Below are 24,109 nucleotides of genomic sequence, written 5' to 3'. Positions count from 1 at the left end.
TGTGGTCACCGTACAATGAGACGGTGGTACCCCTTCCAATCGATTCCCTGCTTTCCGAGATCCGCGCCACGCTTGCGGAGCATGTATCGCTGGTGATCGAGGCGTCGCCCGGCGCCGGCAAGACCACTCGCGTGCCACCGGCTTTGTTGGGTGCTGCGTGGCTGCAGGGTCGCAAGCTGGTGATGCTCGAGCCACGGCGGCTGGCGGCGCGCGCCGCCGCACAGTACATGGCGGCGGTACTCGGTGAGCGGGTCGGCGAAACCGTCGGCTACCGCGTACGCATGGACACGCGCGTCGGGCCGCGTACGCGCATCGAGGTGGTCACGGAAGGGGTGCTCACGCGCCTGCTGCAATCCGACCCGGCGCTCGGTGATTACGGCTTGGTGATTTTCGACGAGTTCCATGAACGCAGCCTGCACGCCGATTTGACCCTGGCGCTGATCCTGGAAGCGCGTCAGGCGCTACGGGCGGACCTGCGGATTGTGGCGATGTCCGCGACCCTGGACGGCGCGCCGGTGGCGCAACTTCTTGGCGGAGCGCCACGGCTGATTTCGGAAGGCCGGAGTTTTCCGGTGGACACGCGCTATCGGCCGCTGGCGGCGCGCGCGTCCATCGAGGCGCACGTGGCCAATGTAGTGCGCCGTGCGCTGACGGATGAAACCGGCAGCCTGCTGGTGTTCCTGCCGGGCGGCGGGGAAATCCGCCGTGTCGCCGGAATACTGGAGGAAAATCTGCCGCCCGACACCGACCTGGTGCCGCTGTACGGCGATTTGTCGCAAGAGCAACAGGACGCCGCGATTCTCCCCGCCGCATCCGGCCGCCGCAAAATAGTTCTGGCAACCTCCATCGCCGAGACCAGCCTCACCATCGAGGGTGTGCGCGTGGTGGTGGACGCGGGATACGCGCGCGTGCCGCGCTTCGATCCAGTCAGTGGCCTGACGCGACTCGCCACCGTGCGTGTGTCGCGCGCCTCCGCCGATCAGCGGCGGGGACGTGCGGGCCGGCTGGAACCGGGCGTGTGTTACCGTTTGTGGAGCGAGGGCGAGCGGCTGGAAGCACAGACCACACCTGAGATTCTGCAGGCGGACTTGGCGCCGCTGGCACTGGAGTTGGCGCAGTGGGGCGTAACGGACGCAGGCCAACTTGCCTGGCTTGATCCCCCTCCGTCCGCAGCGTTCGCGCAGGCGCGCGAGCTGCTACGGGAACTCGAGGCGCTGGATGCGGATGGGCGGATTACCGCACACGGCCGCAGTCTTGTGGAATTGCCACTGCATCCGCGCCTGGCCCACATGGTGATCGGCGGTGTGCGACTGGGATTTCCCTGGCTGGCGTGTCTTCTGGCCGCGGTGCTCAGCGAACGCGACATTGTTGCAGGCGGCGCCAGACATGTCGGCATCGCTGAGCGTGTGCGAATGTTGACAGCACAGCCCGCGGCGGATGCGGGAGTGGATCGGCGAAACTTGAAACGCGTGCAGGCCGTGGCACGCGACATCGCCCGTCAGGCGGGGATTGCGCCGCAGCCACGCATTTCTGTGGACCACGCGGGGTTGCTGTTGGCGCTCGCCTATCCCGACCGTATCGCCCGGCGGCGCGTTGGCAACCGGCCGCGTTATCTGCTCGCCAATGGCCGCGGTGCGTATCTCTCCGACGACGATCCATTGAGCCGCGCCGAATGGCTGGCGGTCGCTGCACTGGATGGCAATCCGCGCGAGGCGCGGGTTTTTCTGGCGGCACAAATCGAAGAGCGTGAACTGCGCGAATTGTTCGCGCCGCAGATCGTAACCCGCGACCGCATTGATTGGGACGAGGACCAGGGTGCCGTGCGCGCGGTACGTGAACTGTGTCTCGGCGCCATCATTCTGGAGCAGCGTCCGCTCGCGGAACCCGATGCGCAGCGGGTCGCGGCGCTGATGCTTGCCGCCATCCGCCGCCACGGGCTTGATTGTCTGCCGTGGACCACGGCGCTCCGCAACTGGCAGGCGCGCGTGCTGTTGTTGCGGCGCGTGCAAGGTGATTCCTGGCCGGATGTTTCGGATGAGGCATTGCTACGATTGCTGGAGCACTGGATGGCACCGTTCCTGGCCGGATGCACGCGCCTTGCGCATCTCGCCGGCGTGCCGCTCAAGCAGGCGCTTGAAGCGCTACTGGATTATGCACAGCGCCGCGCGCTGGATGAGTTGGCGCCGACGCAGGTCACGGTACCGACGGGCAGGCGCGTGCCGCTGGATTACACTTCGGGTGACACGCCGGTACTGGCGGTGCGCGTACAGGAATTGTTCGGTCTGGCGCAAACGCCGGCGATTGCCGGGGGCCGCATGCCGCTCGTATTGCACCTGTTGTCGCCGGCTGGGCGGCCGATGCAGGTCACGCGCGATCTGGCGGGATTCTGGAAATCCAGTTATCGGGACGTGAAGAAGGAAATGCAGGGACGCTACCCGAAGCACCCGTGGCCGGACGATCCGCTGCATGCCGAACCGACGCGGCGCGTAAAAAGAAAGTGAGGCGTGAGGAGCAAAGCATGAATGCGACAGGCATCATGCTGTGATCATGAAGAAATGCAGCCGAAGCTGCTTCTATGGCGCTCAATCGTCTTCGTAGATTTCCTTGAGCTTGTGGCGCAGCCGGCGGTCATTGAGCCGGTCTTCCAGCCGGCGCCAGGCCTGTGACGAGTGTTGCGGTTTGGGCAGTTTGACCACCGCGCCGCGTCGGCGGCCGGCGGCGCGCGGCTCGTAGGTATCCGCACCTGAGTCATCACTGTTGCGGATCAGGTCTTCAAGGGCAGTGGCTTTGACCATGTTCCGTTCTCTCGGTCAAGGTGGGCTAAATATCGGCCGCGCTTTATACACGCGTGCCCCGGGTTTGTAAATCCGCGGCCGGCCGGCCCCGCCGCGGGCGGGCCCGCCAGCTCAAGCAGCGTGTTCCGCGTCCGGGTGATGCTCGCGGGCAAAGAAGGTGTACATCGTGGGCACCACGAACAGCGTGAAGCAGGTGCCGAGCGTCATGCCGCAGGCGATTACCAGGCCGATGTCAAAACGGCTGACGGCGCCGGCGCCGGTAGCCACGAGCAACGGCACCACCCCCAGCACCATGGCCGCGGTGGTCATGAGGATCGGCCGCAGTCGCACCGCAGCGGCGTGCTCGATGGCTTCGCGTTTGCCGCAGCCGGTTTCGCGCTGCCACTTGTTCGCGAAATCCACCATCAGGATGCCGTGCTTGGTGATCAGGCCGATGAGCGTCAGCAGACCGACCTGGGTGTAAATGTTGACCGTGGCCGCGCCCAGGAAAATCGGTATGAGTGCGCCGCAGAAGGCCAGCGGCACGCTGCACAGGATCACCAGCGGGTCGCGCCAACTCTCGAACTGCGCAGCGAGCACCAGGAAGATCACGATGAGAGCGAGAAGAATCGCCAGCAGCAGGGCATTGCCCGATTCCACGAATTGGCGCGATTCGCCCGCGTAGTTGACAAAATAGCCGGTGGGAAAAATCTGCTTGGCTTCATTCTTGAGAAAATCCAGCGCCTTGCCCAGCGGCACGCCCGGAACCGCCGAAATCGTAGCCGAGTTCAACTGCTGGAACTGATTCAACTGGTCCGGCTGCACGCTGTGCGTGAGGTGTGCCACCGTGGACAGCGGAATCATGGCGCCGCTGCCGGTGCGCACGTAGTAGTTCATGAGTTCGGCGCCGTTGCGCCGGAACTGGTCGGCGACCTGCGGGATCACCTGATAGCTGTAGCCCTGCAGATTGAAGAAGTTCAAGTAACCGCCGCCCAGGAAGGTACTGAGCGACGAGCCCAAATCCTGCATGTTGATGCCGAGTTGCTGGGCCTTGTTGCGGTCGATGTCGATGCTGAGCTGCGGATTGTCGAATTTGAGGTCGCTGTCCACGTAATAGAACATGCCGCTCTTGCGCGCGGCGTCCATGAGCTTCTCCTGCACCGCGTAGAGATCCGCGTAGGATGAGGTGGAGCTCACCACGAACTCCACCGGCGTGCCGCTGGCGCCGGGCAGCGAGGGGAAATTGAAGGCAAATCCACGCAGGCCCGCGATCTGGTTCAGTTTCTGCTGTATCTCATTGGCTACAGTGAACTGGCTGACCGAACGTTCATTCCAGGGTTTAAGGATCAGAAAGGCGATGAGACTGTTGGTGCCGCCGCCGAAGCCGCCACCGTTGATGAGCGCATAGGCGTCTTTGGATTTCACATCCTTGAAAATATCCTCCACCTGCTGGCCGTATTTCGTCATGTAGGCGTGTGTGGCATCCAGCGGCCCGGTGGTTTGCACGAACACGAATCCCTGGTCCTCGGTGGGGGCCAGTTCCTTGGGCGACATCACATAGAACGCCACCACGTTGATAAGCACCATGATCGCGATGACCACGGTGACCGGCCGCCAATTGAGGGCGTTGTGCAGCCAGCCCTGATAGCCGGTCTTGATCTGGTGGAATTTTTCATTCAGCCAGTGTTCCAGCCGGGTCTCGTGTTCCGCGGTACCCAGGAACTTGGAACACATCATGGGTGACAACGTGAGCGCGATGATGCCTGACAGGATCACCGCGGCCGCCAGCGTGAAGGCGAATTCCTGGAAGAGCGCGCCGGTGAGCCCGCCGATGAAACCGATGGGCGTGAATACCGCGGCCAGCGTGATGGTCATGGCGATCACCGGCGTGGCGATCTCGCGCGCGCCCAGCAGCGCCGCCTGGAACGGCGTCTTGCCGGCTTCGATGTGGCGATGGGTGTTTTCCACTACCACGATGGCATCGTCCACCACCAGACCGATGGCCAGCACCATGGCCAGCAGCGTCAGCAGGTTGAGCGAGTAGCCCAGGATGAGCATGAAAAAGGTCACGCCGATGAGCGACAGCGGGATGGTGATCACCGGGATGATCACCGGGCGCACCGCGCCCAGGAACAGGAAAATCACCACGATGACGATGAGCGCGGCTTCCACGATGGTCTTGATGACCTCGGAGATGGATGCGCTGATGAACTTGGTGGCGTCATAGGCTACGGTCACGTGCATCGAGGGCGGCAGTTGGGGTTCGATGTCGGTGATCTGCTGGCGTACCAGTTTCACGATGCCCAGCGGGTTGGCGTCGGGTGTCGGGTTGATGGCCATGAACACCGAGGGAATGCCGCTGAAATTCACCGCCAGGTCGCGTACCTGCGAGCCGAGTTCCACCTGCGCCACGTCCTTGATGCGCACCAGGTTGCCGTTCTGGCTGCGCAGCACGATGTTAGCGAAGCCCTGCGGATCCTGCAGGTCGGTGGTAGTGGCGATGTTCATGGACACCAGGCTGCCGCGGGTGGCGCCCGGAGCCGAGAGGTAATTGTTCTGCAGCAGCGCATTGGCCACGTCGCTCGCAGTGACCCCGTAGGCGGCCATCTTCTTCGGATCCAGCCAGATGCGCATGGCGTACGGGAAACCGAACACCTGCGCCTGCGCGACGCCGTTCAGCGTCTGCACCTTCGGTACCACCACGCGCGTCACGTAGTCGGTGATCTGCCCCAGCGACATCTGGTCGGAATAGAAACTGATGAACATGATGGCGGTGTTGCGCACATCCGAGGACTGGATCACGGGCGCCTGGGATTGCGGCGGCAGCACGTTCTTCACCTCGTCCACCTTGGACATGATGTCGGTGAGCGCCTTGTGGATGTCGTAGTTGAGCTTGAGGTACACCGTGATGGTGCTCAGGCCCTGGGTGCTGGACGACGTGATGTAATCAATGCCCTCGGCACCGGCCACCGATTGCTGGATGGGATGGGTGATGAAACCCTGAATGACGTCGGCGCTGGCGCCCGGATAGGCGGTGCTGATGGTGATCTGGCCGGTCGCGATCTGCGGGTACTGGCGCAGTTCCATCTTGTTGATGGAATTCAGCCCCAGCAACAGGATGACGAGGCTGATGACCGTCGCCATCACCGGGCGACGGATGAAGATATCGGTAAATTTCATGGTCGGCGGCTCCGGCAGGTCAATCCAGCTTCACGCTGTTGTTGATTTCCACCTGCATGCCGTTCTGCAGTTTCTGCTGGCCGGCGGTGACGATCACGTCGCCGGCCTTCAAGCCCTTGGTGATCGCCACGCGCCCGTCACGCTCCTGACCGGTAGTGACGAACTGCTGGGTGACCTTGAGGACCGGTTTGCCGTCCGTATCCTTGCCCTCCTGTTTCACGAGAAATACCGAAGAACCGTAGAGCGAATAGTCCACGGCGGTGGTCGGGACCGTGACCACGGTTTGCGGCGCGCCCGCATATACGCGCACATTGGCGAACATGCCGGCGCGCAGCAGGTGCCCCGCATTGTGGATGATGGCCTGCACGCTGATGTTGTGGGTGTTGGGGTCCACGGCGGAATTGATGGCGTCGAGTTCGCCGTTGAACACCTTGCCGGGATAGGCATCCACCGTGACTTCCACTTGCTGGCCTCGGGCGAGTGGCGCCAGCTGCTGCTCGGGCAGGCCAAACTGCACGTAAAGTCTGTCCAGCGACTGCAGACCGGCAATGCTGGTGCCGACCGGCAGGTACTGGCCGAGGTTGACGTTGCGGATGCCGATCTGGCCTGCAAACGGCGCACGCATCGCAAGTTTGTCGATCGCGCTCAGGTCATTTTGCAGATTGGATTGGGCCTGTTTGAGGTTGTTTTCGGCGGTGTCCAGATCCGATGTGGAGATCAGGTGCTGTTTGATGAGCTCCTGGGCGCGTGCGTAATTCAATTGAGCGAGCTGCACTTGGGCTTGCAAACCAACAAGCTGCGCGCGCTGGCTGCTGTCGTCCAACTGCACCAGCAGCTGACCTTTCTTGACCTGCGTGCCGGACTGGAAATAAATTCCGGTCACGTTGCCCGCCAGCTGATTGCTCACCTCCACGCCCTGTACCGGCGTGAGATTGCCGACCGAAGTGAAGTAGGGCTTCCAGGTTTCCTGCTGGGCGGGCGCATCCGATACCACCGTTTCCTGCTTCATGTTCTTGAAGCCCTGGATGGCCGCATACAATTTGGCGCCCCACGCCCCGTAGATGAGGATCATGACGCCGAGCATGATGACTATGCTGATGATAATGCGCTTGGCCATTAAGCTATCCTCGTCTCAAATAGGTCGAAGGTCGGGGCTGCCGGCATCGCGTTCATGAACGTACGTGCGCAACCCAATGTGAGCCATAGTCGGCTTTGACGCGAGGAACTGCCCGCGGTTCCCGATTCCCTGTGATACAGGCCATGCGGATGGCAAGCCGGTTTGACACATTACGGGAGCTTGGGATTCTGCCGCACCTGCCCCATGCTCCGCGGGCTGCCGGCGGCCCTGCAGGCCTGCTGCATCCCGCGTAGTAGGGGGCACGTCATGCCCGGTCACGCGCCGCTGGCTGATGAGGGTGTCAATGCACGTCTGGAGATCGCGCCCGCGGGTGCCGCCGAAGGAAACTGCGCCCGGACACCGGTCCATGATGTTCACTGCGGGGCATCCCGGCACAGGGCCAAAAAGAGCCGGAGATGCTATAGCGATTCGCTATACGGCGCAAGTGACATTGGTCATGTTGCTGCGCGTACCGGTTTCCGCAAACGGCGGGCGGCAGCCGCATCGCGGCGTGCTGATTCTGGTGCCGCGGGACTTGCGAATTATTCAGCGCTTTGCAAGCAGATCCCCGGCCAATTCAAGGTGGCGGCTGACCCGAAACGCGGCGTGCACGCGGGCCTTGATTCGCCTATCGGCGCCAATGAGGTAACTGACGCGCCTGACGCCGAAACCCAGCGGCCCGTCGCAACCGTAAGCACGGATTACGCGTTTGTCCGGGTCGGATAGCAGCGTGAAGGCCAGTCCGTGGCGTTGCCGGAAGCGTGCATGGCTGGCGCTGTCCTGCGGACTGATGCCGATGACCGCGGCGCCCTGTTGTTCGAGTTGCGGCTGCAGCGCGCGGAAGCCACAGGCTTCACGCGTGCATACCGGCGTGAAGTCCGCGGGATAAAAGTACAGCAGCACCGGACCCTGCGCGAGGCGTTGGGACAGGCGCACCGGCCTCGCATCCTGGTCCGGGAGTTCGAAATCGGGTGCGGGATCGCCAATGTGCAGCATGTGAAGGTTTTACGCGGCGGGTCTGCAGGGATGCGCTGATATAATGCGCGCAAATTCGGACGACAACCACCGGAACAAACATGAAAATCACGGTGCACGGCAGCGGCTATGTCGGTCTGGTGAGCGCCGCCTGCTTTGCCAGCATTGGCAATGAGGTGCTGTGCGTGGACGTGGACCGCGCGCGCGTCGCGCGGCTCAAACAGGGCGAGGTGCCGATCTTCGAGCCGGGGCTGGAAGCCCTGCTCGCGGAGGGCCTGGAAAGCGGGCGGCTGGGATTCACCGACCAGCCGGTGGAGGGCGTGCAATTCGGCTTGCTGCAGTTCATCGCCGTGGGCACCCCGCCGGACGACGATGGCTCGGCCGATCTGCGCCACGTGTTGGAAGTGGCGCGCACCGTCGGCGCGCACATGCAGAGCGAGAAGATCGTGGTGGACAAGTCCACCGTGCCGGTGGGCACCGCCGATCAGGTGCGCGCGGAGATTGCCGCGCAACTGCGCAAGCGCGGCACGGATTTGCCCTTCGACGTGGTCTCCAATCCGGAATTCCTCAAGGAAGGCAGCGCGGTGGAGGATTTCAACCATCCGGATCGCATCGTGGTGGGGGCGGACAGTGCGCGCAGCATCGAAGTGATGCGCGCAGTGTATGCGCCGTTCACGCGCAATCACGAGCGTCTCATGCTCATGGCGGTGCGCGACGCGGAATTCACCAAGTACGCTGCCAATGCCATGCTGGCGGCGCGCATTAGCACGATGAACGAGTTCGCCAACATCGCCGAACTCCTGGGCGTGGACATCGAACAGGTGCGCAAGGGCATCGGCTCGGATGCACGCATCGGTTACGCGTTCCTGTATGCGGGCGTGGGGTATGGCGGCTCCTGTTTCCCGAAGGACGTGTCGGCGCTCACACGTACCGCCATCAAGGCCGGACACGCGCCGCTGCTGTTGCAGGCCGTGGAAGAGGTGAACCGGCGCCAAAAGCAGTTGCTGTTCGGCAGGATCCAGGCGCACTTTGGCGGCAAGCTGCGCGGCCTCACGCTGGCGCTCTGGGGGCTGGCGTTCAAACCCAATACCGACGACATGCGCGAGGCACCGAGCCGCGTGCTCATGGAAGCGCTGTGGCAGGAAGGCGTTAAGGTGCGCGCCTACGATCCGGCCGCGATGCCGGAAGCACGGCGCCTGTATGGAAATCAGCCGCTGCTCAGCCTGTGCCCCACGCCGATGGAGTGCCTGGACGGCGCCGACGCGCTGGTGGTGATGACCGAGTGGTTGCAGTTCCGCAGCCCGGACTTCAACGACATCAAGCGGCGCCTGAAACATCCGGTGATCTTCGATGGCCGCAATCTGTACAGCCCGCAGCAACTGCGCGCCGCAGGATTCAGCCACTATTCCGTGGGGCGTCCCGCGGTTTCCCCTTGATCGAATGCCGGACCGGCGGTAACCGGATCTTCAGCGTCCGTGCAGTGTGCCGGGTGCACGGCGCCGCAAACTCAAACCGACAGCGAGCAGCAAGCCTGCCAGAACCCCGGCGTCCATCCCTCCACCACCACCACTTTTGCCGCCCGGGGCAGGCGCAGGGGGCGCGGCGTTGACGGTAACTTGCAGCGTGGCCGGCGTGCTGGTGACTCCGAACTGGTTGGTGCAGGTCAGCGTCACCGTATACTGGCCGAAAAACTGGAACGTAGCCGTAGGATTGGGCGTGCTCGCATCCGGAACGCCGGAGGCAGCGCCGAAATTCCAGTTGTAAGTGACGCTGCCGGGTGCACCGTTTGCCGAGCAAGTGCCGGTGAACGCCAGCGACTGTCCAGCGCTGATGGTGCTGCTTCCGGACGGGGCCGTAATGTTGGCAAGCGGCGCCGGATAATTGGATCCCACGGAGCGCGCCGCATCCGGCAGGCCATATCCGTATACGCCGTTGGGATTGCCGTTTCCGAGTGGCGTGGCCCCGGCTTTCAGCAGCACGTATGGGTCCGCACTCGGATATCCCGATTCCAGCAGTGCGATCAATCCGGCGATGTGCGGAGCCGCCGCCGAAGTGCCGTAGAACGGATTTGAGAAGCCGCCCGCACCGGTGATGCTTACCCCATCCACGCCGACGAAATCCGGTTTCATGCGCGAGCTGGCACCGCTGGCCGGCTGAAAGAGAAATACCGGGCCCTGGGAACTGTAGGGTTCGATCTGGTGTGCGGGATTGTTTTGCGCGGCCACAGCGCCAGCCGTGACTTCGTAGGGATAGGGCAGCGCCGATTGACCGTAGATGCTGCCGGCGGCAACCGACGGTTGCATGTTGATCTGGAATTTCTTGGTGTAGGCCCACACCTTGATATGGGTGTCCGGGGTGCCGTCTCCGGGAGCATAGAGTATCTTGAGGCTCACGGCCGCCACGTTTCCGGTGTTATTGGTCCAGGTGTTGCCCTGAATCGGCTGTGGTCCCGGGGTGTTCGTCGGCCCGGCCGTGCCGCTGTACGGACAACTGTCGGGCGCGGGCGGCGAAGCTGCGGCGCCGAAATTGATCCCGATATTGCAGGCCAGCACGTTGCCATTGGCGTCCAGCAGCACAACATCGTAATCGTTCGGATCATTCGGCGTGGTGCCGGTAATTTGATTGCTCGGCACCCAGGTGTCGCCCCATTCGACCATCCAGCTGAGCGTATCGCTGGCCTGTACGCCGATTTTCAATTGCGTAGTCGGTGTGCTTCCGACGCTGAAATTCTGAATCTGGCTGTAGGTGATGCCGTTGATTTTGACGGGGTTGCCGCTGTTGACGGCGGCATTTGGCAGGTCGAGCGGTTTCCAGTTGCCCGACCAGAATCCCTGGGCGTCATTGCCGGCGGCGGTCACCAGCCGTACGGCGGGATTGGCAATGGAAAAGTTTTTCACCGCGGTGGCAAAGCCGCCGTCGGTGAACATGGCCACGCCGGGGAAACCGAGATCATCGGCGATCACCAGGTTGCTGTTGCCGAAATGCGCGACGAAATCATTCAGGCAGGTGACGAAGTCCACGGTAGTTTGCGGGCCGCAAAATCCGAGCTGTACTCCGGGCGCGAGATCGTAAACGATCTCCATCATGGCCGTGCCTTCATCGCCGGAACTCTTGAAGCTGCCCGCGTTGTTGGGATCGTTCCAGATGGTGGCGGGCAGGTCGCCAGTACCTTGGGAGGCGGCTATATGGTCATCACCGTCCGAGATTACACCCACCGCAATGCCTTGGCCGTTGAACCCGGTGAGCTGCCGGAACTGGGCAGCACCCAGAATCTGGTCGCCCTGGGTGTCCACCGACCCAGTGCGGGGCAATGCATGGCCCGGCCGGGTGCGTTTCGCCACGGCGTAATGTGGAAGCGTAATGCGCGTAACGCCTGGAAGCGCTGCGGCCGTCACCAGTTTGTCCGCTGGTATCCAGGCCTGCACCACGCCGAGTTCGGGGCTGGTCACAACTCCCGTCGCGCCGAGTGCCGCCAGCTCTTGGGCGCCAGGCGAGGTGCCGCGCGCGTCGGAATGCAGATAAACCTGCACCTGGCCGGCGGCATTCCAGCGCGCGTCCAGCGGTGAATTCTTGCGGAACAGTTGGCGGGTAAGGGCGGGCGCCATGAGCGCTTCTGTTTCCTGATGGGTAGCGGCGTACGCGATGACGGCGAGCCGCGGGGCAAGTTTGTGGGCAGCCGCAGATGGGGTGGCCCAGCTGGCCACAGGCACCACGGTGGCTACCGCCAAGATCAAATACAGGGGATGTCTGTTATTCATGGAACATACCTTCAACGTGGCTTGCCATAGGTTGGAGGCGAGATATAGGTAACGAACGGCAACGTCGCGAGACTCATCATATCCGAGGGCGTTATCCATCCTTGGATAATGCGCATCTCCGGGCTGAGGACAGTGTCCTGCAGGCCGTGACCGGCAAGGGCGGCTACCACTGTGGCCGAAGTGTCGCTGACATGGACGTAAACCTGGATCCTCCCCTGTGCGTCGCTGCGCACTGGGCCGTTCGCGGGCAGGCTGTCACCACGCTGCAATTGCTGAGCTGCCCGCACCAGGACCGGTGAGATTTTGGCGGAGGCGCCGGCGTCGTGGACGGTCGGCACCGGAGGCGTCGCGCCGCAGGCCGCGAGCCAGAGTGCCGCCAGTACGAGCACTGCAAATCCGGGTTTGTAATACCGCTGCATTGTGTTTGCCTGCCGGAGGTGACGCGGGGGAATGCTCCACGGCAGCTGTCAGGAAAAGCCTAGCATAATGTGTCACGCATGCCGGCCGATGGCCTTCTGTCGGCAAATTGGCCGCGTCCGGACGCGATGCTAGAATGCGCGCGCCGGGGCGGTAGCTCAGCTGGGAGAGCGTCGCGTTCGCAATGCGAAGGTCGAGGGTTCGATCCCCTTCCGCTCCACCATTTTCTGATTTCCAGCATAATGCAGCCGGGCTCGCCCGGCTTTTTTGCCTGCGTCCCGGTAGCTCAGTTGGATAGAGCATCCCCCTCCTAAGGGGAAGGTCGGCGGTTCAACTCCGCCCCGGGACGCCACCCTGGTTTGGCTGGTTTGCCGTAAATTCTCGCATGGACATCGAGCGCTTCACGCATCCGCTGCCGCTGCCCGAGTTTTATCTGCGCTACGCGGAGCGCCGGCCGTTGATCGTGCGCAGCGAATCGCTGGCGCAACTCGGCTGGCGCACGCATCTTTGGGATGACGATTATCTGGACTACAAGGCAGGCGCACACACGGTGCTGGTGCTCAAGCGCAGCCGCAGTCCGGACTATGCGCCCGAGCGTTCCTCCTACCTGCCGATGCGCTTTCGCGACTTTGTAAAACAGGTCATGGCCGCGCCGGGCGGCAGTCCGGATCTATATCTCAATCTGCAGACCGACAAGGTTTTGGAGCCGCCGTTGCTGCAACTGGCGGGGGATTTCAACATCCCGGAGTATTTCAAGGACCTGCCGTTGCGCAGCATCAATCTATGGATGGGGAACAGCGCTACGGATATCACCACGCCGCTGCATCATGACTTCAACGACAACCTGTACGTGGTGGTGCAGGGCCGCAAACGCTTCACGGTTTTTCCGCCGTCGCAGGCGCCGAACCTGTACACGCGGGGTAAGTTATTGACGGTCGAGCCGCACGGCCTGATCCGCTACGCAGGCGGCACAGGCATGCCGCATCTTTCGCAGGTGGATATTCATCACCCCGATCTGGCGCGCTTCCCGGCCTATGCCGAGGCCGAAAAGCAGCGCATGGATTTCGACGTCAACACCAACGAGATGTTGTTTCTGCCGGCCGGCTGGTTCCATCAGGTGAGTTCTGGCGGCCGGCATGTGGCGGTGAGCTTTTTCGCGGAACTGCCCCAGCCCGAAGGCCTGGAACGCATGCGCGAGGATTTGCTGCGTCGCCCGGCGGCAGCCCGGGCCGGAGTCTGAAAATCCCCGATCGCGTCAGTCGGCCGGCAACGGCCGTTGCAGTGCCTCCGCCAGCGGCTGCAGATGGTTTTTGTAGAGATGCCAGCGCCCGGCGGATGACTGATATATGGGTCTGCGCACCTGAGCGGCACTTGCCGTGGTGACCGGACGGCTGACTTCGTGAAACTTGAGGCAGGCGGCATCAAACGGCAGGCCGCAGTGCTCAAGAATCCGCCGCAGGCCCGTTTCCGGTTCGGCCACCAGTGCTTCATATTCCACATCCAGAATCCGTCCCGCGGGCAGTGCCGCGTGCCAGTGCGCCATGAGTTCTTCGTACAGCCGGTATTGTTGGCCGAGGTCCGTAAGATCGTAGGTGTAATTCAGCTCCGAGGTGAACAAGCGCTCATAGCAGCTCAGACAGGTATCGAAAGCATTGCGGTGCGTATGAATGATGCTGGCCTGGGGAAACATCAGCTCGATCATGCCCAGCATCAGATAATTGCCCAGCAGCTTGTCGGTGAAACGCGGATGCCGGCGGCGCAGATGTTCGGTGAGCTGCGCGTATTGACGCACGGCGTCGGTGAGGTCGGCGATGACCTGCTCATCGCTGCCCGGGGAGGCGGCGCCGCGTGCCCCCCAAGTGTCGCCCACGGCGTGGCATATGACGGGCAGGTGCGGCATTTCTCCGCCGGCCTGTACCTGCGGGTGTCCGGCCAGCATCTGCTCCACGAGTGTGGAGCCGGAACGCGGCATGCCGAGTATGAACATGGGTTGCAGCGTGGAGGGTACGCGGCCGGCAAAACGCGCGAATAATTCCGGTGTGAAAAATGCCTTGAGGCGCTGCACGCGGTCGCGCTCGATTTCGATGTCGAACTGGAGTGTGCCGCGTTTCAGGCGGTTGGCTTCCGCCAGGTAACCGAACGCGCGCTCGGGATCGCCGCGGCGATTGTAGGCGGACGCGAGTGCAAAGCCCGCGTCAATGCGTGCCTCAAACGATGCGCCGGAATCTGCGGCGGCACGGGATTCGAGCAGCACCAGGCGCTCGGCACTGACTTCACCGAGTCCCGCCAACTGGTAGTAGCCCGCCATGTTGGGATCGAGCTTGAGCGCCGTGTCGCAGGCCTTGTAGGCCTCGTCGGTCTTGCCGAGCATTACCAGCGCCACGCTGGCATTGAAATGCGCGGGCGCGTACAGCGGGTCGCAGCGCATGGCCATGTCGAACATCACCAGGGCGTCCTGCTGCCGGCCTTGTTTCACCAGGAAACTTCCAAGGCGCGCACACGGCGCGGGGTCCTTGGGATGCCGCCGGATCGCGGTCTGCAACACGTCCATCGCCAACTGGTGTTTGCCGCCGTCGGACAATGCCTGGGCGAAATCCAGGGCGTGCGTCACGCGTGCGGGATCCGCGAGCATCGCGCGCCGGTATGCCTCTTCGGCTTGGGCGTGTTGATGCAGGCCGCTCATGGCGTGCCCAACGCCATTCCAGCTCATGGCCTGATTTGCGGCGTCGGGGGCCACGGCAATGGCGCGCCGGAAAAGGTCCACGGCATCCGCATGCCGGTCCTCGGCGATGGCAATCGTACCCGCGAGATGCAGCACGTGATAATCCTGCGGATGATTCTGCAGCCAGGGATCCAGCAGGCTGGCGGCGACGCTGACTTGGCCGATGCGCATGCACTCGGCGGCCTGCTGCAGTTCGTCGGGAATCAGCGCTTTGTCGGCGGGCAGGCTCATGGTTTGGCGGAGGATGCGCTGCCCGGCAGGTGCTGCGCCAGGTGACGCTGTGCAATCGCCCTTAATTCCGCCGCCAGCTCCGGCGTGACCCGGAACGCCGGCGCCGAGTTTGGATTGACGAGAATGCCGGCGCCCTCGGGCACGCCGAGCAGCGCCCATTTGGCGTCCACTTCGACCGGATAATCGAACAGCGAATCTCCCTTGGGCACCGCCGTGCATTTTTCGCGGCTGGTGAACAGCGCGAGCATCGCCTGCTGGCTGTTCTTGCCGTCGCTCACCAGCAGCAGGTGCATGTCGGTGCTCGGCAGCGCGCGGCCGTCCCAGGGCTGATCGAGCACCACGTACACGCGCGCATCGAACAGCAGCTGCAGGATCTTGCGCCGGCCTTCGAGGTTGTCCGCGGTAATCAGCAGCGCGGATTCCAGCGCTGTGGGTTCGGCGGTGGCAGCTTCATTCATATGTCAGGCGTCAGCCGCGGTTGCAAAATGAACGGGTAAGTATATCAATGGAAGTCTGTCAGTTTGGGATGCCGAGCGCGGTTTTCAGCGGCCCGAGGAAACGCTCATAGCGTTTCCAGCGCCCGACCGCCGAACGGTACACGGGCTGGCGTGCCTGAAACAGACTGGCGGTCCGAATGCCGCGCTGCAACTCGCCGACTTGCAGGCACGCGGGATCCCACTCCAGCCCGCAATGTTGCAGCAAGCGGCGCGCCTGATTTTCGGTATCGCTGACCAGCGCCTCGTAATCCAGTTCCAGCATCACGCCGGGCGGCAGAATTGCACGCCAGTGCTGCATCAACTCGGCGTACATGCGGTAGTAGCCGCCCAGCTCGGCCAGATCTGAACTGAACCCGTGGCCGGTTTCAAACAGCGTGGTGTACAGCGACACGCAGTTGTCCAGCGGATCGCGCCGGCAGTGGATGATGCGAGCCTGCGGATAGAGCGTGTGCAGCAGGCCGAGAACCATGAAATTGGAAGGCATCTTGTCGGTGATGCGCGCCGCCGCCGGGTCCAGCGCCTGCATTTCATTGAGGCACTGCGCGCTGATCCCGTGCAGATCCGCGTCGCTCAGGCTGCGCAGCGCGGCGAGATAATCGAGGCGGTAATCCCGGCCCAGGCGCCGGCGCAAGGCCGCGTGCAGGAAGTTGAGTTCGCCGCCGCCGCGCACCTGGGGATGACGCGCCAGGATTTGTTCGGTGAGCGTGGTTCCGGAGCGCGACATGCCGAGTATGAATACCGGCAGATGGGTGGTGTGCGCAGCTCCCGTCATGCGCCGCAGGTAATCCGCGTCGAACAGCGACGCCAGCCCATGCATCACCTCGCGCTGATCGGCCGCGGAGTAGTGCAGCGTGGAGCGACGTACTTGGTTGCCGGCGCTGAAATGTGCAAACGCCTGCTCATACTTGCCCTGACCTTCAAGAATCCGTCCCAGAGTGAAATGCACGTGGATGGCCTCGGCTGGCTCGCGCCACTGGTTGCGCTCCGCCGCGGCTTCCAGCCGGCCGATCATGGGATCACCTGCGGGAATTTTCCGGATCGCGGCCAGATGGAAATAGGCCGAATAGAACTGCGGATCAATTTCGAGCACGGTTTCAAAACCGGCACGCGCTGCATCAAAGTTTCCCAGCACGGCATCCAATGTGGCGCGGTCGTAATGAGCTTGCGCGAGGCGCGGTGCGGATGCGATGGCCTGGTCCAGGACCCGGTGGGCCTCGTCATAGTGCGCCTGCTTTATAAGTTGCGCTCCCAGACGCGCGCGCAATTCAGGGTTGCCAGGTGACAGTTCCGACGCCCTGCGGGCAGCGGCCGTGGCCTCGGGAAGCATCCCGAGGGCGTCCTGAATTTCGCCGAGTACGGACCAGCACCCGCTGTGATTCGGCGCATAGATGGCAGCGTGTTCCAGGCACGCCACCGCGTCTTCCGGGTGCCCCAGCGCATGCAGTGTCTGGGCCAGGCCCTGCCAGGCATCGCCATTGCCATGCTGCAGGTCCAGACACCGCTGGTAGAGGGGCACGGCCTCCTGGCCACGGCCGAGTTTCTGCAGCACACCTGCGAGGTTGTAATAAAACGCGGCATTCCCGGGGGCTTCCGTAATGGATCGCTGCATCAAGTCCACCGCCTGCTCGGGTCGTCCCGTCTGAAAGGCGAGCAGGCCCAGATAATGCAGGGCGTCAGGCTGGCGAGGATCGGTGGCGATGACCGCGCGCAACAGGCGTTCGGCGTCCGCATACGCCCCCCGCTGCTGGTGGAAAACGGCTTGGGCAATCTGGGCGCGGATTTCGGCGGACGGCATCGGGTTGGCGGCCATCAGTCAGGCTCCAGGCCCGCTGCCTCGAACACGGGGGCCAGGTACTCGCGATAGTTCCGCCAGCGCCCCGGAACGTCCCGTTTCTGCGGATCGGCCGACAACAGCGGCCGGGATGCCGGTTGTAGAGCGCCTGCGGCCGGCGGCGGGTTCAGTCCCAGAAACTTCCAGACTGCATGAGTTTCTGTAGCAGGAATGTTCACTCGGGAATTGGCCGGGAATTTCAACAGGGTTTGGGCCGGCAAGCTTTCCTGCCACCGATCCATCAACGCCGAGTATTGCCGGTAAAAATAAGCGAGGTCCTGAAGAGCATGCACATGGCTGTGATTCGGATGGGGAAAGGGCCAAAGGTACGCGGACAGGCACTCGTCCCAGGGCTGCCTGTGCTGATGAATGATGCGTGAATCCGGAAATACCCGCTGAATCAGTGCCAGATGCAGGAAATTCAAAGGAGTTTCATCCAGAACCCACCGCGCCTCCTTGGTCTTTTCGGGCCAATCGGCACGCGCGCCCTGTTCGAGGCCATCAAGCTGGGCGTCTTCAATATCTGCAAGGCATTCGGGGTACGCCTTGTCCGCCAGTTGCTCACAGGCGCGCGCCACACCATCCACCTGGGTGCTCACGCCGAGGCTGGACACGGCAGGGTGAGTTGCGAGCAGTGAGGCAAGCGACTCGGGGTTGGCACCCGGAAAACCGATGAGGAACAGAGGTTGGGGATTCGGTCCCGAGATTGGGATTCGATCCGCGCGCGCAACGGTTTTCGGCAGGCCCTTGAAGTAGTCCTCCCACACCAGCCGGTCAAACGGCCGCGCGTCGCGGCGCAGTCGGTTGGCGGCTGAAAACTGCTGCCAAGCGCCTTTGAAATCACCCAGATCTTCGAGCCAGTTGCCCATGGCGAAATGCAGGCAGGCGCGCGCTTCGCCGGTGATCTTGCTGTTGTTCAGAATGGCCTGCAGGTCATCCAGCCTCGCCCGGTCAGCCGTCGTCGCCCGGCGGGCCTGGCTCATGAGCAGGTAGGCGAATCCGGCCAGCGGGTCTCTGCGTACGGCCGCGTTGAGCGCCTCTTCGGCTTCCGGCAGGCGCTGCAACTGCAGCAGGCATGCGCCGAGGCGTTGCCAGGCACCCGCGGCCGGCGCGACCTCGGCAATCTTTCTCGCCAGGCGGGCGGCATCCTCGAAGCAGTTGAAATCCATCAGCAGGCCGGTCACCTGCCTTTGCAGTGTAAGATCCGTGGGCTCGCGTGCGGCCAGCTCCATCAAGGCCGCGGACGTTTCGATATCCCGGCCCGCGTCGTGCAGCAGAAAGGCAAGACTGTAAGTGGCGTCACGCAGATTGGGGTCCAGCGTGCGTGCACGCCGCAGCGCCGTTTCGGCTTTGCGCGATTGGCGCTGGCGCCGCAGGCTGTTGCCCAGTCCCAGATGCGCCTGCGCCATGGACGGAGCCATGGAGATGGCGGTTTCGAATTCCCTGTCAGCGGCAGCGAAGTCGCCGCGGCTCAGCAATTCCAGGCCGGATTGGCAGGCCGACTCAGCGCTGGGTGCTGCGGCTGTTGTGAAGTCGGCTGGCATCTGTGTCAATTCCGGACTGGGTAAAGCAATTTGTGAGCTGGCGGCGGGCAAAGGCAAGTCTATCGCATGCTGCCAAAAATCACAGAGCATCCAATGTTGTTACGAAGCAACACGAATGAAATCCAAGGGCTTAGATTTGCTCTAAAGCCCGTCACTGCGGGATGTTTACCGTTGAAAATATTGTTAAAGATTTACAACATTACCCTTCCATTTTGCATCCCCTGTGCTATATTCCCCTGAGCTAAGCGAGGCGGAGCATGTCTCCGGCCTCGGGGAAAACGGGAAAATTTCCATTACATGGGTCCGCATTGCGCACTCCAGCGCAGCCAAGGGCCCGGCAGTTTCCAACCCTCCAATCACGCAGGAGTTTCGGATGAACAGCAACCTTCGCAAAGCCGTGCGTTACGCTCTGGTGGCGGGTGCCGCCTCGGCCATGGCCGCACCAGCGGTGCTCGCGCAAAGCGCGGCGCAGCAGACCCCCGCCAATAACCAGAATCAGAACCAGAACGCCAATACCGCGCAACTCGGCAAGATCGAGGTCACGGGCACGCGCATCAAGCGCACCGACGTCGAGACCGCGCAGCCGGTGACCATCATCACCGCACAGCAGATTCAGCAGAGCGGCCTGACCACGATCGGCGATGTGCTGCAGAACCTCACCCAGTCGGGCGCCGCCATCAACACGCTGTTCAACAACGGCGGCAACGGTTCGACATCCATTGACCTGCGGTATCTGGGATCCAACCGGGTACTGGTGCTGGTGAACGGCCGGCGCTGGACCCCGCAACTCAACGGCGTCGTGGACCTGAACACCATACCGGTGTCGGTGATTGACCATGTGGAAATCCTGCAGGATGGCGCCTCGGCCGTTTACGGTTCGGATGCCATCACGGGCGTGGTGAACATCATCACCCTCAAGAACTACAACGGCGCCGAAGCGCATGCTTATGTGGGCATCTACCACAACACCTACAACGCCAAGACCTCGAAACCCAACAACGGTTTCGACCACTGGGACGGCAAGATCCAGCAATACGACTTCACCATCGGTTCGCAGGGCGACCGCGCGGGCGTGGTGTTCGATGCCGGTTATACCAACCAGCAGTCCATCTGGGCGGGCAGCCGCGTGCAATCGCGGGAAGCCATCTGGACGCAGGGCGGGGGCAGTTCCGGTGCGGCCGACGGCCGATTTTTCTTTATCGGTACCGGTTTTGCCGGCAAGACCTTTGGGACGGGGACCTGTGCGGCGTTCAACCCGGCTGCGAAGTCCTACGGCACCTGCGACATGAGCTTGACCGCCACGCCGAGCAACAACCCGCAGTTGGGCAACTTCACGAACTGGTCGCCAGCGCACGCATTCAATTACGCGCCGTTAAATTATTTCGTGACGCCGCTGGAGACCAAATCCATCTATGTTCAGGGCCACTACGACCTCGCGGACAACCTGACCTTCACTTCGGAGGCCATGTACAGCAACCGCACCTCTCAGCAGACGCTGGCGCCCTCGCCCTTGTTCTTGGGCTTGGGTAATTACCTCAACAACGGCTCCTACATCGGCATCGGCAAGAACAACCCTTACAACCCCTTCGGCCAGGACATCGTGGGTAATGCCAACCAGTACTGCCCGGGCAACGCGGCGGCCACAAGTGTAGCCGTGAGCGGCTGCTCCAACGAGTTGCTGATTCTCTGGGGCCGGCGGCCGCTGGAAGCCGGTAACCGCAACTTCAACGAGAACGTGGCGAGCTACACCTTCCGCATGGGCCTGAACGGCTTCTTCAACATGCTGGGCAGCGAGTGGGACTGGGACGTGGGCTCGATCTACGGCAACACCTACCAGTCGAACCTCACCCAAGGCCTGTTCAACACCAGCCGCTTGGCGACGCAGTTGAATTCCCCCGGTGCCGCTCAGTGTAACGGCCCCGGCCAAGTAACCCAGCCCGCAGGCCAGTCGGTGCTCATCAACGGCCTGTATTACCCGATCATCACGGCTGGTTGCGTGCCATTCAATCCCTTCGGCGGTTTTAACTTGGCCACCGGGCAGGGCAGCCTGACGCCACAGATGCTGGCCTACAGCCAGTATGAAGAGCACAACGTGAACTCCGTGACGCTGCGCGACTACACCGCGAACATCACCGGCGATCTCTTCCAGATGCCGGCCGGTCCGTTTGGGGTGGCGCTCGGTGCCGAGTACCTCGAGAACGACGGCTTCGACCACCCGGACTCCACCACCGCCACCGGCAATACCTCGGGCAACGTATCCACGCCCACCGACGGCAAGGAATGGAGCACCGCCGAGTACATCGAGTTCAACATTCCGCTGCTCGCGGACGTGCCGCTGTTCCACTCTCTGAACCTGGACCTCGCCAACCGCTGGACGCAGATCAAATGGAAGGGCGGCGAACCGGGCGACACGTTCTATGGGGTGGAGAACCGTGCCAGCGCCACCACCGGCCGTGCGGCTCTGAAGTGGCAGCCGACCGATGACCTGTTGATCCGCGGCAGTTGGTCGCAGGGCTTCCGCGCGCCCAGTTTGGCGGATCTGTACACCGGCCAGTTCTCGAATTATCCGGGTGTGCAGGATCCCTGCGCGGGCCCGCCGAACGGCAACTACGTGCCTCCGGCTCCGTTGCCCCCGGGCTGCGGTGGCGTCGTGCACACGCAGCCGAACGGACAGATCCAGACTATCGGCGGCGGTAACCCGCACCTGAGTCCGGAGAAGGCCATCTCCAGGTCGGTCGGATTTGTATATAACCCCGGCTGGTTCCCGGGCTTTGACTTCAGCGCCGATTTCTACAAGATCGAGCTGGATCACGCGGTCGGGACGATTAATGCGCAGCAGATATTGAATGGCTGCTACATAGCGCAGAATGCCGCGAATTGTGCGCTCATTAATCTCCAGGGCAAGGTAATTTCGAAGATCTTTTCCATCTCCACCAATACCGGCGGGGAGTACACCCGCGGCATAGACGTGAGCACGCACTACAAGTTCCCATCCACCGCCATCGGCGACTTCAAGCTGGGGCTGAACTGGACCTTCGTGCGTTCCTTCGTGCTTACAACGATCTGCACGCCGGTCGCGGCAACCGGTGCCTGTCCTACCGGCTGGAAGAACACCGAGCTGGTCGGCAACGGCAGCGCCTTCACCGCCTTCCCCAGCCAGAAGGGCAACATCTCGCTCGACTGGAACTACGGAGACTGGTCGGCGCGTTGGTTCATGCAGTACATCGGGTCTTGGTTCGAACCCTGCACGACTAAGACCAAGACGGCCAAGGAGTGCTCCAACCCGACGAGCCCCAACGCCTTCTCCGGAGGCACGGGTATGAACCACCAGGGCCGCACCATCTACCACGATGTGGAAGGCACCTACCACGTGGACGCGATCAATACCGACTTCACTTTCGGTATCCGCAACCTGTTCGACAAGGAGCCGCCAGCGACGCTCACCTCGTTCGCCAACAGCTTCATTCCGTCGGTGGGTTACCGCGTCCCGGGCCGGTTCTTCTACGCCCAGGTGGCCGTGAAGTTCTGAGACCGATTAACAACAACAATACTGTGCAAACTCGCGGCCCCGGAAACGGGGCCGCTTTTTTTGCGCGAGCGCCAATATTTTGTGGGAGCGGCGATATTCGCCGCGATGGCTGGAACCTATCTCAAAATCTTCGAACCGTTCGTGTTGAGCGTAGCGGAGCTAGGCTCCGCGAAGTCGAAACACGGAAGATCAGGGTAACAACCCTTCGACTCCGCTCAGGACAGGCCCTTCGACTCCGCGCCTGCGGCGCTACGCGCAGAGCCTGCCCCGGACTTGATCCGGGGGCGAACGGTATTTTGAGATGGGTTCCAATCAGGCCGGGAGCATCGCGACGGAGACCGTCGCTCCCACAGTGGAGAGGGTATTGGGATTGTGGGAGCGGCGATGACCGCCATGGGCCCGCTGCGGAAGCAGCGAGCGGGCATACAGGGATGTATGCTCTGGCCTTTCAAGCGGCGTATGGAAGCGCCCCTTGAAAGGCGGAAATGCAGATTTTGCAGGAGCAAAAATCTGCCTTCACCGCGATCGGAAAATCATTTCCCCGGCAACCGATTACCGGCAGTTTGTGGGAGCGGCGATATTCGCCGCGATTAAATCAGGTGGGGGAGGATTATCGCGGCCGGGACGGCCGCTCCCACAGACCGTCGCTTGTATGCTTATCCTCGATGAGCCTGAAAGGACTTGTCGGGGTGGAGGGACTACCGTCGCATCTCTCCCACAGTGGAAAAGATGTCGGGTTTGTGGGAGCGGCGATATTCGCCGCGATCAATAAATCAATTCCCGGCTCGGGATTGCCGGCAGCTTAGCGCGGCCTGATGAAAGGCTCGTCGCCCGCAGATTGCGCGTCGCGCACCCATGCATTGAAAGCCACGGTGATGCGTTCGCGCTGGCCGTAATACGGCGCCACCTCGTGCACGAGATACGAGGGAAACAGCAGCAGTTCGCCGGCCTCGAACTGGAAGGCCTGTTCGCCGAAGCCGAACGGCGCCTTCCAGTGCGCATTGCCACTGTCCAGGTACATGCTCGCGGTTTGGCGGGCTTCCAGGAAGCGCAGTGCACCGTTGTTGGGCTTGTCCTGCACCGGATCCCCCGGGTCCACGCAATACACGCCTGACCACGAGGCCATGGGATGGTTGTGCTGGGCGGTATAACCGCCGTGGCGCGTGAGGTGATACCAGCTGTGCTGGAAGATGCGCAATTGCGCCATTTCTTCGGCACTGTACCCGTTCAGCTGCTGGATGGCATAGCCGGTGCCCTGCAGGCAGAACTGCTTGAGCGCCTGGATTTCGGGTTCGGGATTGTCGAACAGTGAAAAATCGCTTTCATACACCGCCACCTTGACGACCCCGGTGGGCAGGGAGCTGCGCTTGCGCGCAGGATCGGACTCCCACGCGAGGAACAGCTCGCGCAGGCGCGCGTTGAGGGTTTCGCACTGCGGCAGCCGCGTGCGCAGCAGCGGCGAGGCGAACGCGGCGTTGATCTGAATGGGCGGTTGGCTCATGCGTAACCCGTGGCAATAGGCTGCGTGTTTTTC

The 24,109-nt window shown here is 62.6% G+C and carries 15 protein-coding genes and 2 tRNA genes; 6 read left to right on the top strand and 11 right to left on the bottom strand.

All coding sequences use genetic code 11. The features are described from left to right. Positions 1-23: 23 nt before the first annotated feature. Positions 24-2,501: an ATP-dependent helicase HrpB gene (gene hrpB / locus VJR90_06305; GenBank protein ID HKV97081.1), complete on the top strand. Its 2,478-nt coding sequence runs from the start codon at positions 24-26 to the stop codon at positions 2,499-2,501. Positions 2,502-2,582: 81 nt separating this feature from the next. Here hrpB and VJR90_06300 read toward each other — a convergent pair whose 3' ends face one another. From VJR90_06300 to VJR90_06285, 4 genes are all read right to left on the bottom strand, one after another. Continuing rightward, on the bottom strand, positions 2,583-2,795 hold the full coding sequence (locus VJR90_06300; protein ID HKV97080.1) for a hypothetical protein: 213 nt from the start codon (positions 2,793-2,795) through the stop codon (positions 2,583-2,585). Positions 2,796-2,906: 111 nt separating this feature from the next. After that, positions 2,907-5,954, bottom strand: coding sequence for an efflux RND transporter permease subunit (locus VJR90_06295; protein ID HKV97079.1), 3,048 nt, complete (start codon positions 5,952-5,954; stop codon positions 2,907-2,909). A gap of 19 nt (positions 5,955-5,973) precedes the next feature. Beyond that, positions 5,974-7,071, bottom strand: a complete 1,098-nt coding sequence (locus tag VJR90_06290; GenBank protein HKV97078.1) for an efflux RND transporter periplasmic adaptor subunit — start codon at positions 7,069-7,071, stop codon at positions 5,974-5,976. Between the two features lie 546 nt (positions 7,072-7,617). After that, a complete protein-coding gene (locus VJR90_06285) occupies positions 7,618-8,067 on the bottom strand; it encodes a peroxiredoxin (GenBank protein ID HKV97077.1) in 450 nt (149 codons plus the stop codon). Between the two features lie 80 nt (positions 8,068-8,147). On the opposite strand from VJR90_06285, the gene VJR90_06280 reads away from it, so the two are divergent. Further along, a complete protein-coding gene (locus VJR90_06280) occupies positions 8,148-9,482 on the top strand; it encodes a UDP-glucose/GDP-mannose dehydrogenase family protein (GenBank protein HKV97076.1) in 1,335 nt (444 codons plus the stop codon). A 30-nt stretch (positions 9,483-9,512) separates the two neighbouring features. Here VJR90_06280 and VJR90_06275 read toward each other — a convergent pair whose 3' ends face one another. Continuing rightward, positions 9,513-11,804 carry a PKD domain-containing protein gene (locus VJR90_06275; protein HKV97075.1) on the bottom strand — a complete coding sequence of 764 codons (2,292 nt, stop codon included), beginning with the start codon at positions 11,802-11,804 and terminating at the stop codon, positions 9,513-9,515. 11 nt (positions 11,805-11,815) lie between these two features. Beyond that, a complete protein-coding gene (locus VJR90_06270) occupies positions 11,816-12,223 on the bottom strand; it encodes a hypothetical protein (GenBank protein HKV97074.1) in 408 nt (135 codons plus the stop codon). Positions 12,224-12,368: 145 nt separating this feature from the next. Here VJR90_06270 and VJR90_06265 point away from each other — a divergent pair. From VJR90_06265 to VJR90_06255, 3 genes are all read left to right on the top strand, one after another. Continuing rightward, positions 12,369-12,444 (top strand) — tRNA-Ala (locus VJR90_06265). Positions 12,445-12,496: 52 nt separating this feature from the next. Then, a tRNA-Arg gene (locus VJR90_06260) sits at positions 12,497-12,573 on the top strand. A 33-nt stretch (positions 12,574-12,606) separates the two neighbouring features. Next, a complete protein-coding gene (locus VJR90_06255) occupies positions 12,607-13,461 on the top strand; it encodes a cupin-like domain-containing protein (GenBank protein ID HKV97073.1) in 855 nt (284 codons plus the stop codon). A gap of 15 nt (positions 13,462-13,476) precedes the next feature. Here VJR90_06255 and VJR90_06250 read toward each other — a convergent pair whose 3' ends face one another. The 4 genes from VJR90_06250 to VJR90_06235 are packed head-to-tail and all read right to left on the bottom strand — an operon-like array spanning position 13,477 to position 19,046. Further along, positions 13,477-15,174: a sulfotransferase gene (locus VJR90_06250; protein HKV97072.1), complete on the bottom strand. Its 1,698-nt coding sequence runs from the start codon at positions 15,172-15,174 to the stop codon at positions 13,477-13,479. Further along, positions 15,171-15,632, bottom strand: coding sequence for an SseB family protein (locus VJR90_06245; protein HKV97071.1), 462 nt, complete (start codon positions 15,630-15,632; stop codon positions 15,171-15,173). The genes VJR90_06250 and VJR90_06245 overlap by 4 nt, the downstream gene beginning before the upstream one ends. Positions 15,633-15,690: 58 nt before the next feature. Continuing rightward, positions 15,691-17,481 (bottom strand): sulfotransferase, encoded by a 1,791-nt coding sequence (locus VJR90_06240; protein HKV97070.1) that lies wholly within the window; start codon positions 17,479-17,481, stop codon positions 15,691-15,693. Beyond that, complete coding sequence (locus VJR90_06235; GenBank protein ID HKV97069.1) at positions 17,481-19,046, bottom strand: sulfotransferase; 1,566 nt, start codon at positions 19,044-19,046, stop codon at positions 17,481-17,483. The genes VJR90_06240 and VJR90_06235 overlap by 1 nt, the downstream gene beginning before the upstream one ends. Before the next feature lie 373 nt (positions 19,047-19,419). On the opposite strand from VJR90_06235, the gene VJR90_06230 reads away from it, so the two are divergent. After that, positions 19,420-22,575: a TonB-dependent receptor gene (locus VJR90_06230; GenBank protein HKV97068.1), complete on the top strand. Its 3,156-nt coding sequence runs from the start codon at positions 19,420-19,422 to the stop codon at positions 22,573-22,575. 802 nt (positions 22,576-23,377) lie between these two features. Here VJR90_06230 and VJR90_06225 read toward each other — a convergent pair. Beyond that, positions 23,378-24,076: a putative 2OG-Fe(II) oxygenase gene (locus tag VJR90_06225; protein HKV97067.1), complete on the bottom strand. Its 699-nt coding sequence runs from the start codon at positions 24,074-24,076 to the stop codon at positions 23,378-23,380. Positions 24,077-24,109: the final 33 nt, after the last annotated feature.

This window comes from Gammaproteobacteria bacterium (assembly GCA_035279405.1).
Lineage (GTDB): Bacteria > Pseudomonadota > Gammaproteobacteria > Natronospirales > REEB76 > REEB76.
This window is presented reverse-complemented; position numbering and strand designations above follow the sequence as displayed.

Excerpts from the sequence above, each read along its gene's own strand:
- VJR90_06300 (HKV97080.1), bottom strand. The coding sequence starts at position 2,795 with ATGGTCAAAGCCACTGCCCTTGAAGACCTGATCCGCAACAGTGATGAC.
- VJR90_06295 (HKV97079.1), bottom strand. The coding sequence starts at position 5,954 with ATGAAATTTACCGATATCTTCATCCGTCGCCCGGTGATGGCGACGGTC.
- VJR90_06290 (HKV97078.1), bottom strand. The coding sequence starts at position 7,071 with ATGGCCAAGCGCATTATCATCAGCATAGTCATCATGCTCGGCGTCATG.
- VJR90_06285 (HKV97077.1), bottom strand. The coding sequence starts at position 8,067 with ATGCTGCACATTGGCGATCCCGCACCCGATTTCGAACTCCCGGACCAG.
- VJR90_06280 (HKV97076.1), top strand. The coding sequence starts at position 8,148 with ATGAAAATCACGGTGCACGGCAGCGGCTATGTCGGTCTGGTGAGCGCC.
- VJR90_06275 (HKV97075.1), bottom strand. The coding sequence starts at position 11,804 with ATGAATAACAGACATCCCCTGTATTTGATCTTGGCGGTAGCCACCGTG.
- VJR90_06270 (HKV97074.1), bottom strand. The coding sequence starts at position 12,223 with ATGCAGCGGTATTACAAACCCGGATTTGCAGTGCTCGTACTGGCGGCA.
- VJR90_06255 (HKV97073.1), top strand. The coding sequence starts at position 12,607 with ATGGACATCGAGCGCTTCACGCATCCGCTGCCGCTGCCCGAGTTTTAT.
- VJR90_06250 (HKV97072.1), bottom strand. The coding sequence starts at position 15,174 with ATGAGCCTGCCCGCCGACAAAGCGCTGATTCCCGACGAACTGCAGCAG.
- VJR90_06245 (HKV97071.1), bottom strand. The coding sequence starts at position 15,632 with ATGAATGAAGCTGCCACCGCCGAACCCACAGCGCTGGAATCCGCGCTG.
- VJR90_06240 (HKV97070.1), bottom strand. The coding sequence starts at position 17,481 with ATGGCCGCCAACCCGATGCCGTCCGCCGAAATCCGCGCCCAGATTGCC.
- VJR90_06235 (HKV97069.1), bottom strand. The coding sequence starts at position 19,046 with ATGCCAGCCGACTTCACAACAGCCGCAGCACCCAGCGCTGAGTCGGCC.
- VJR90_06230 (HKV97068.1), top strand. The coding sequence starts at position 19,420 with ATGAACAGCAACCTTCGCAAAGCCGTGCGTTACGCTCTGGTGGCGGGT.
- VJR90_06225 (HKV97067.1), bottom strand. The coding sequence starts at position 24,076 with ATGAGCCAACCGCCCATTCAGATCAACGCCGCGTTCGCCTCGCCGCTG.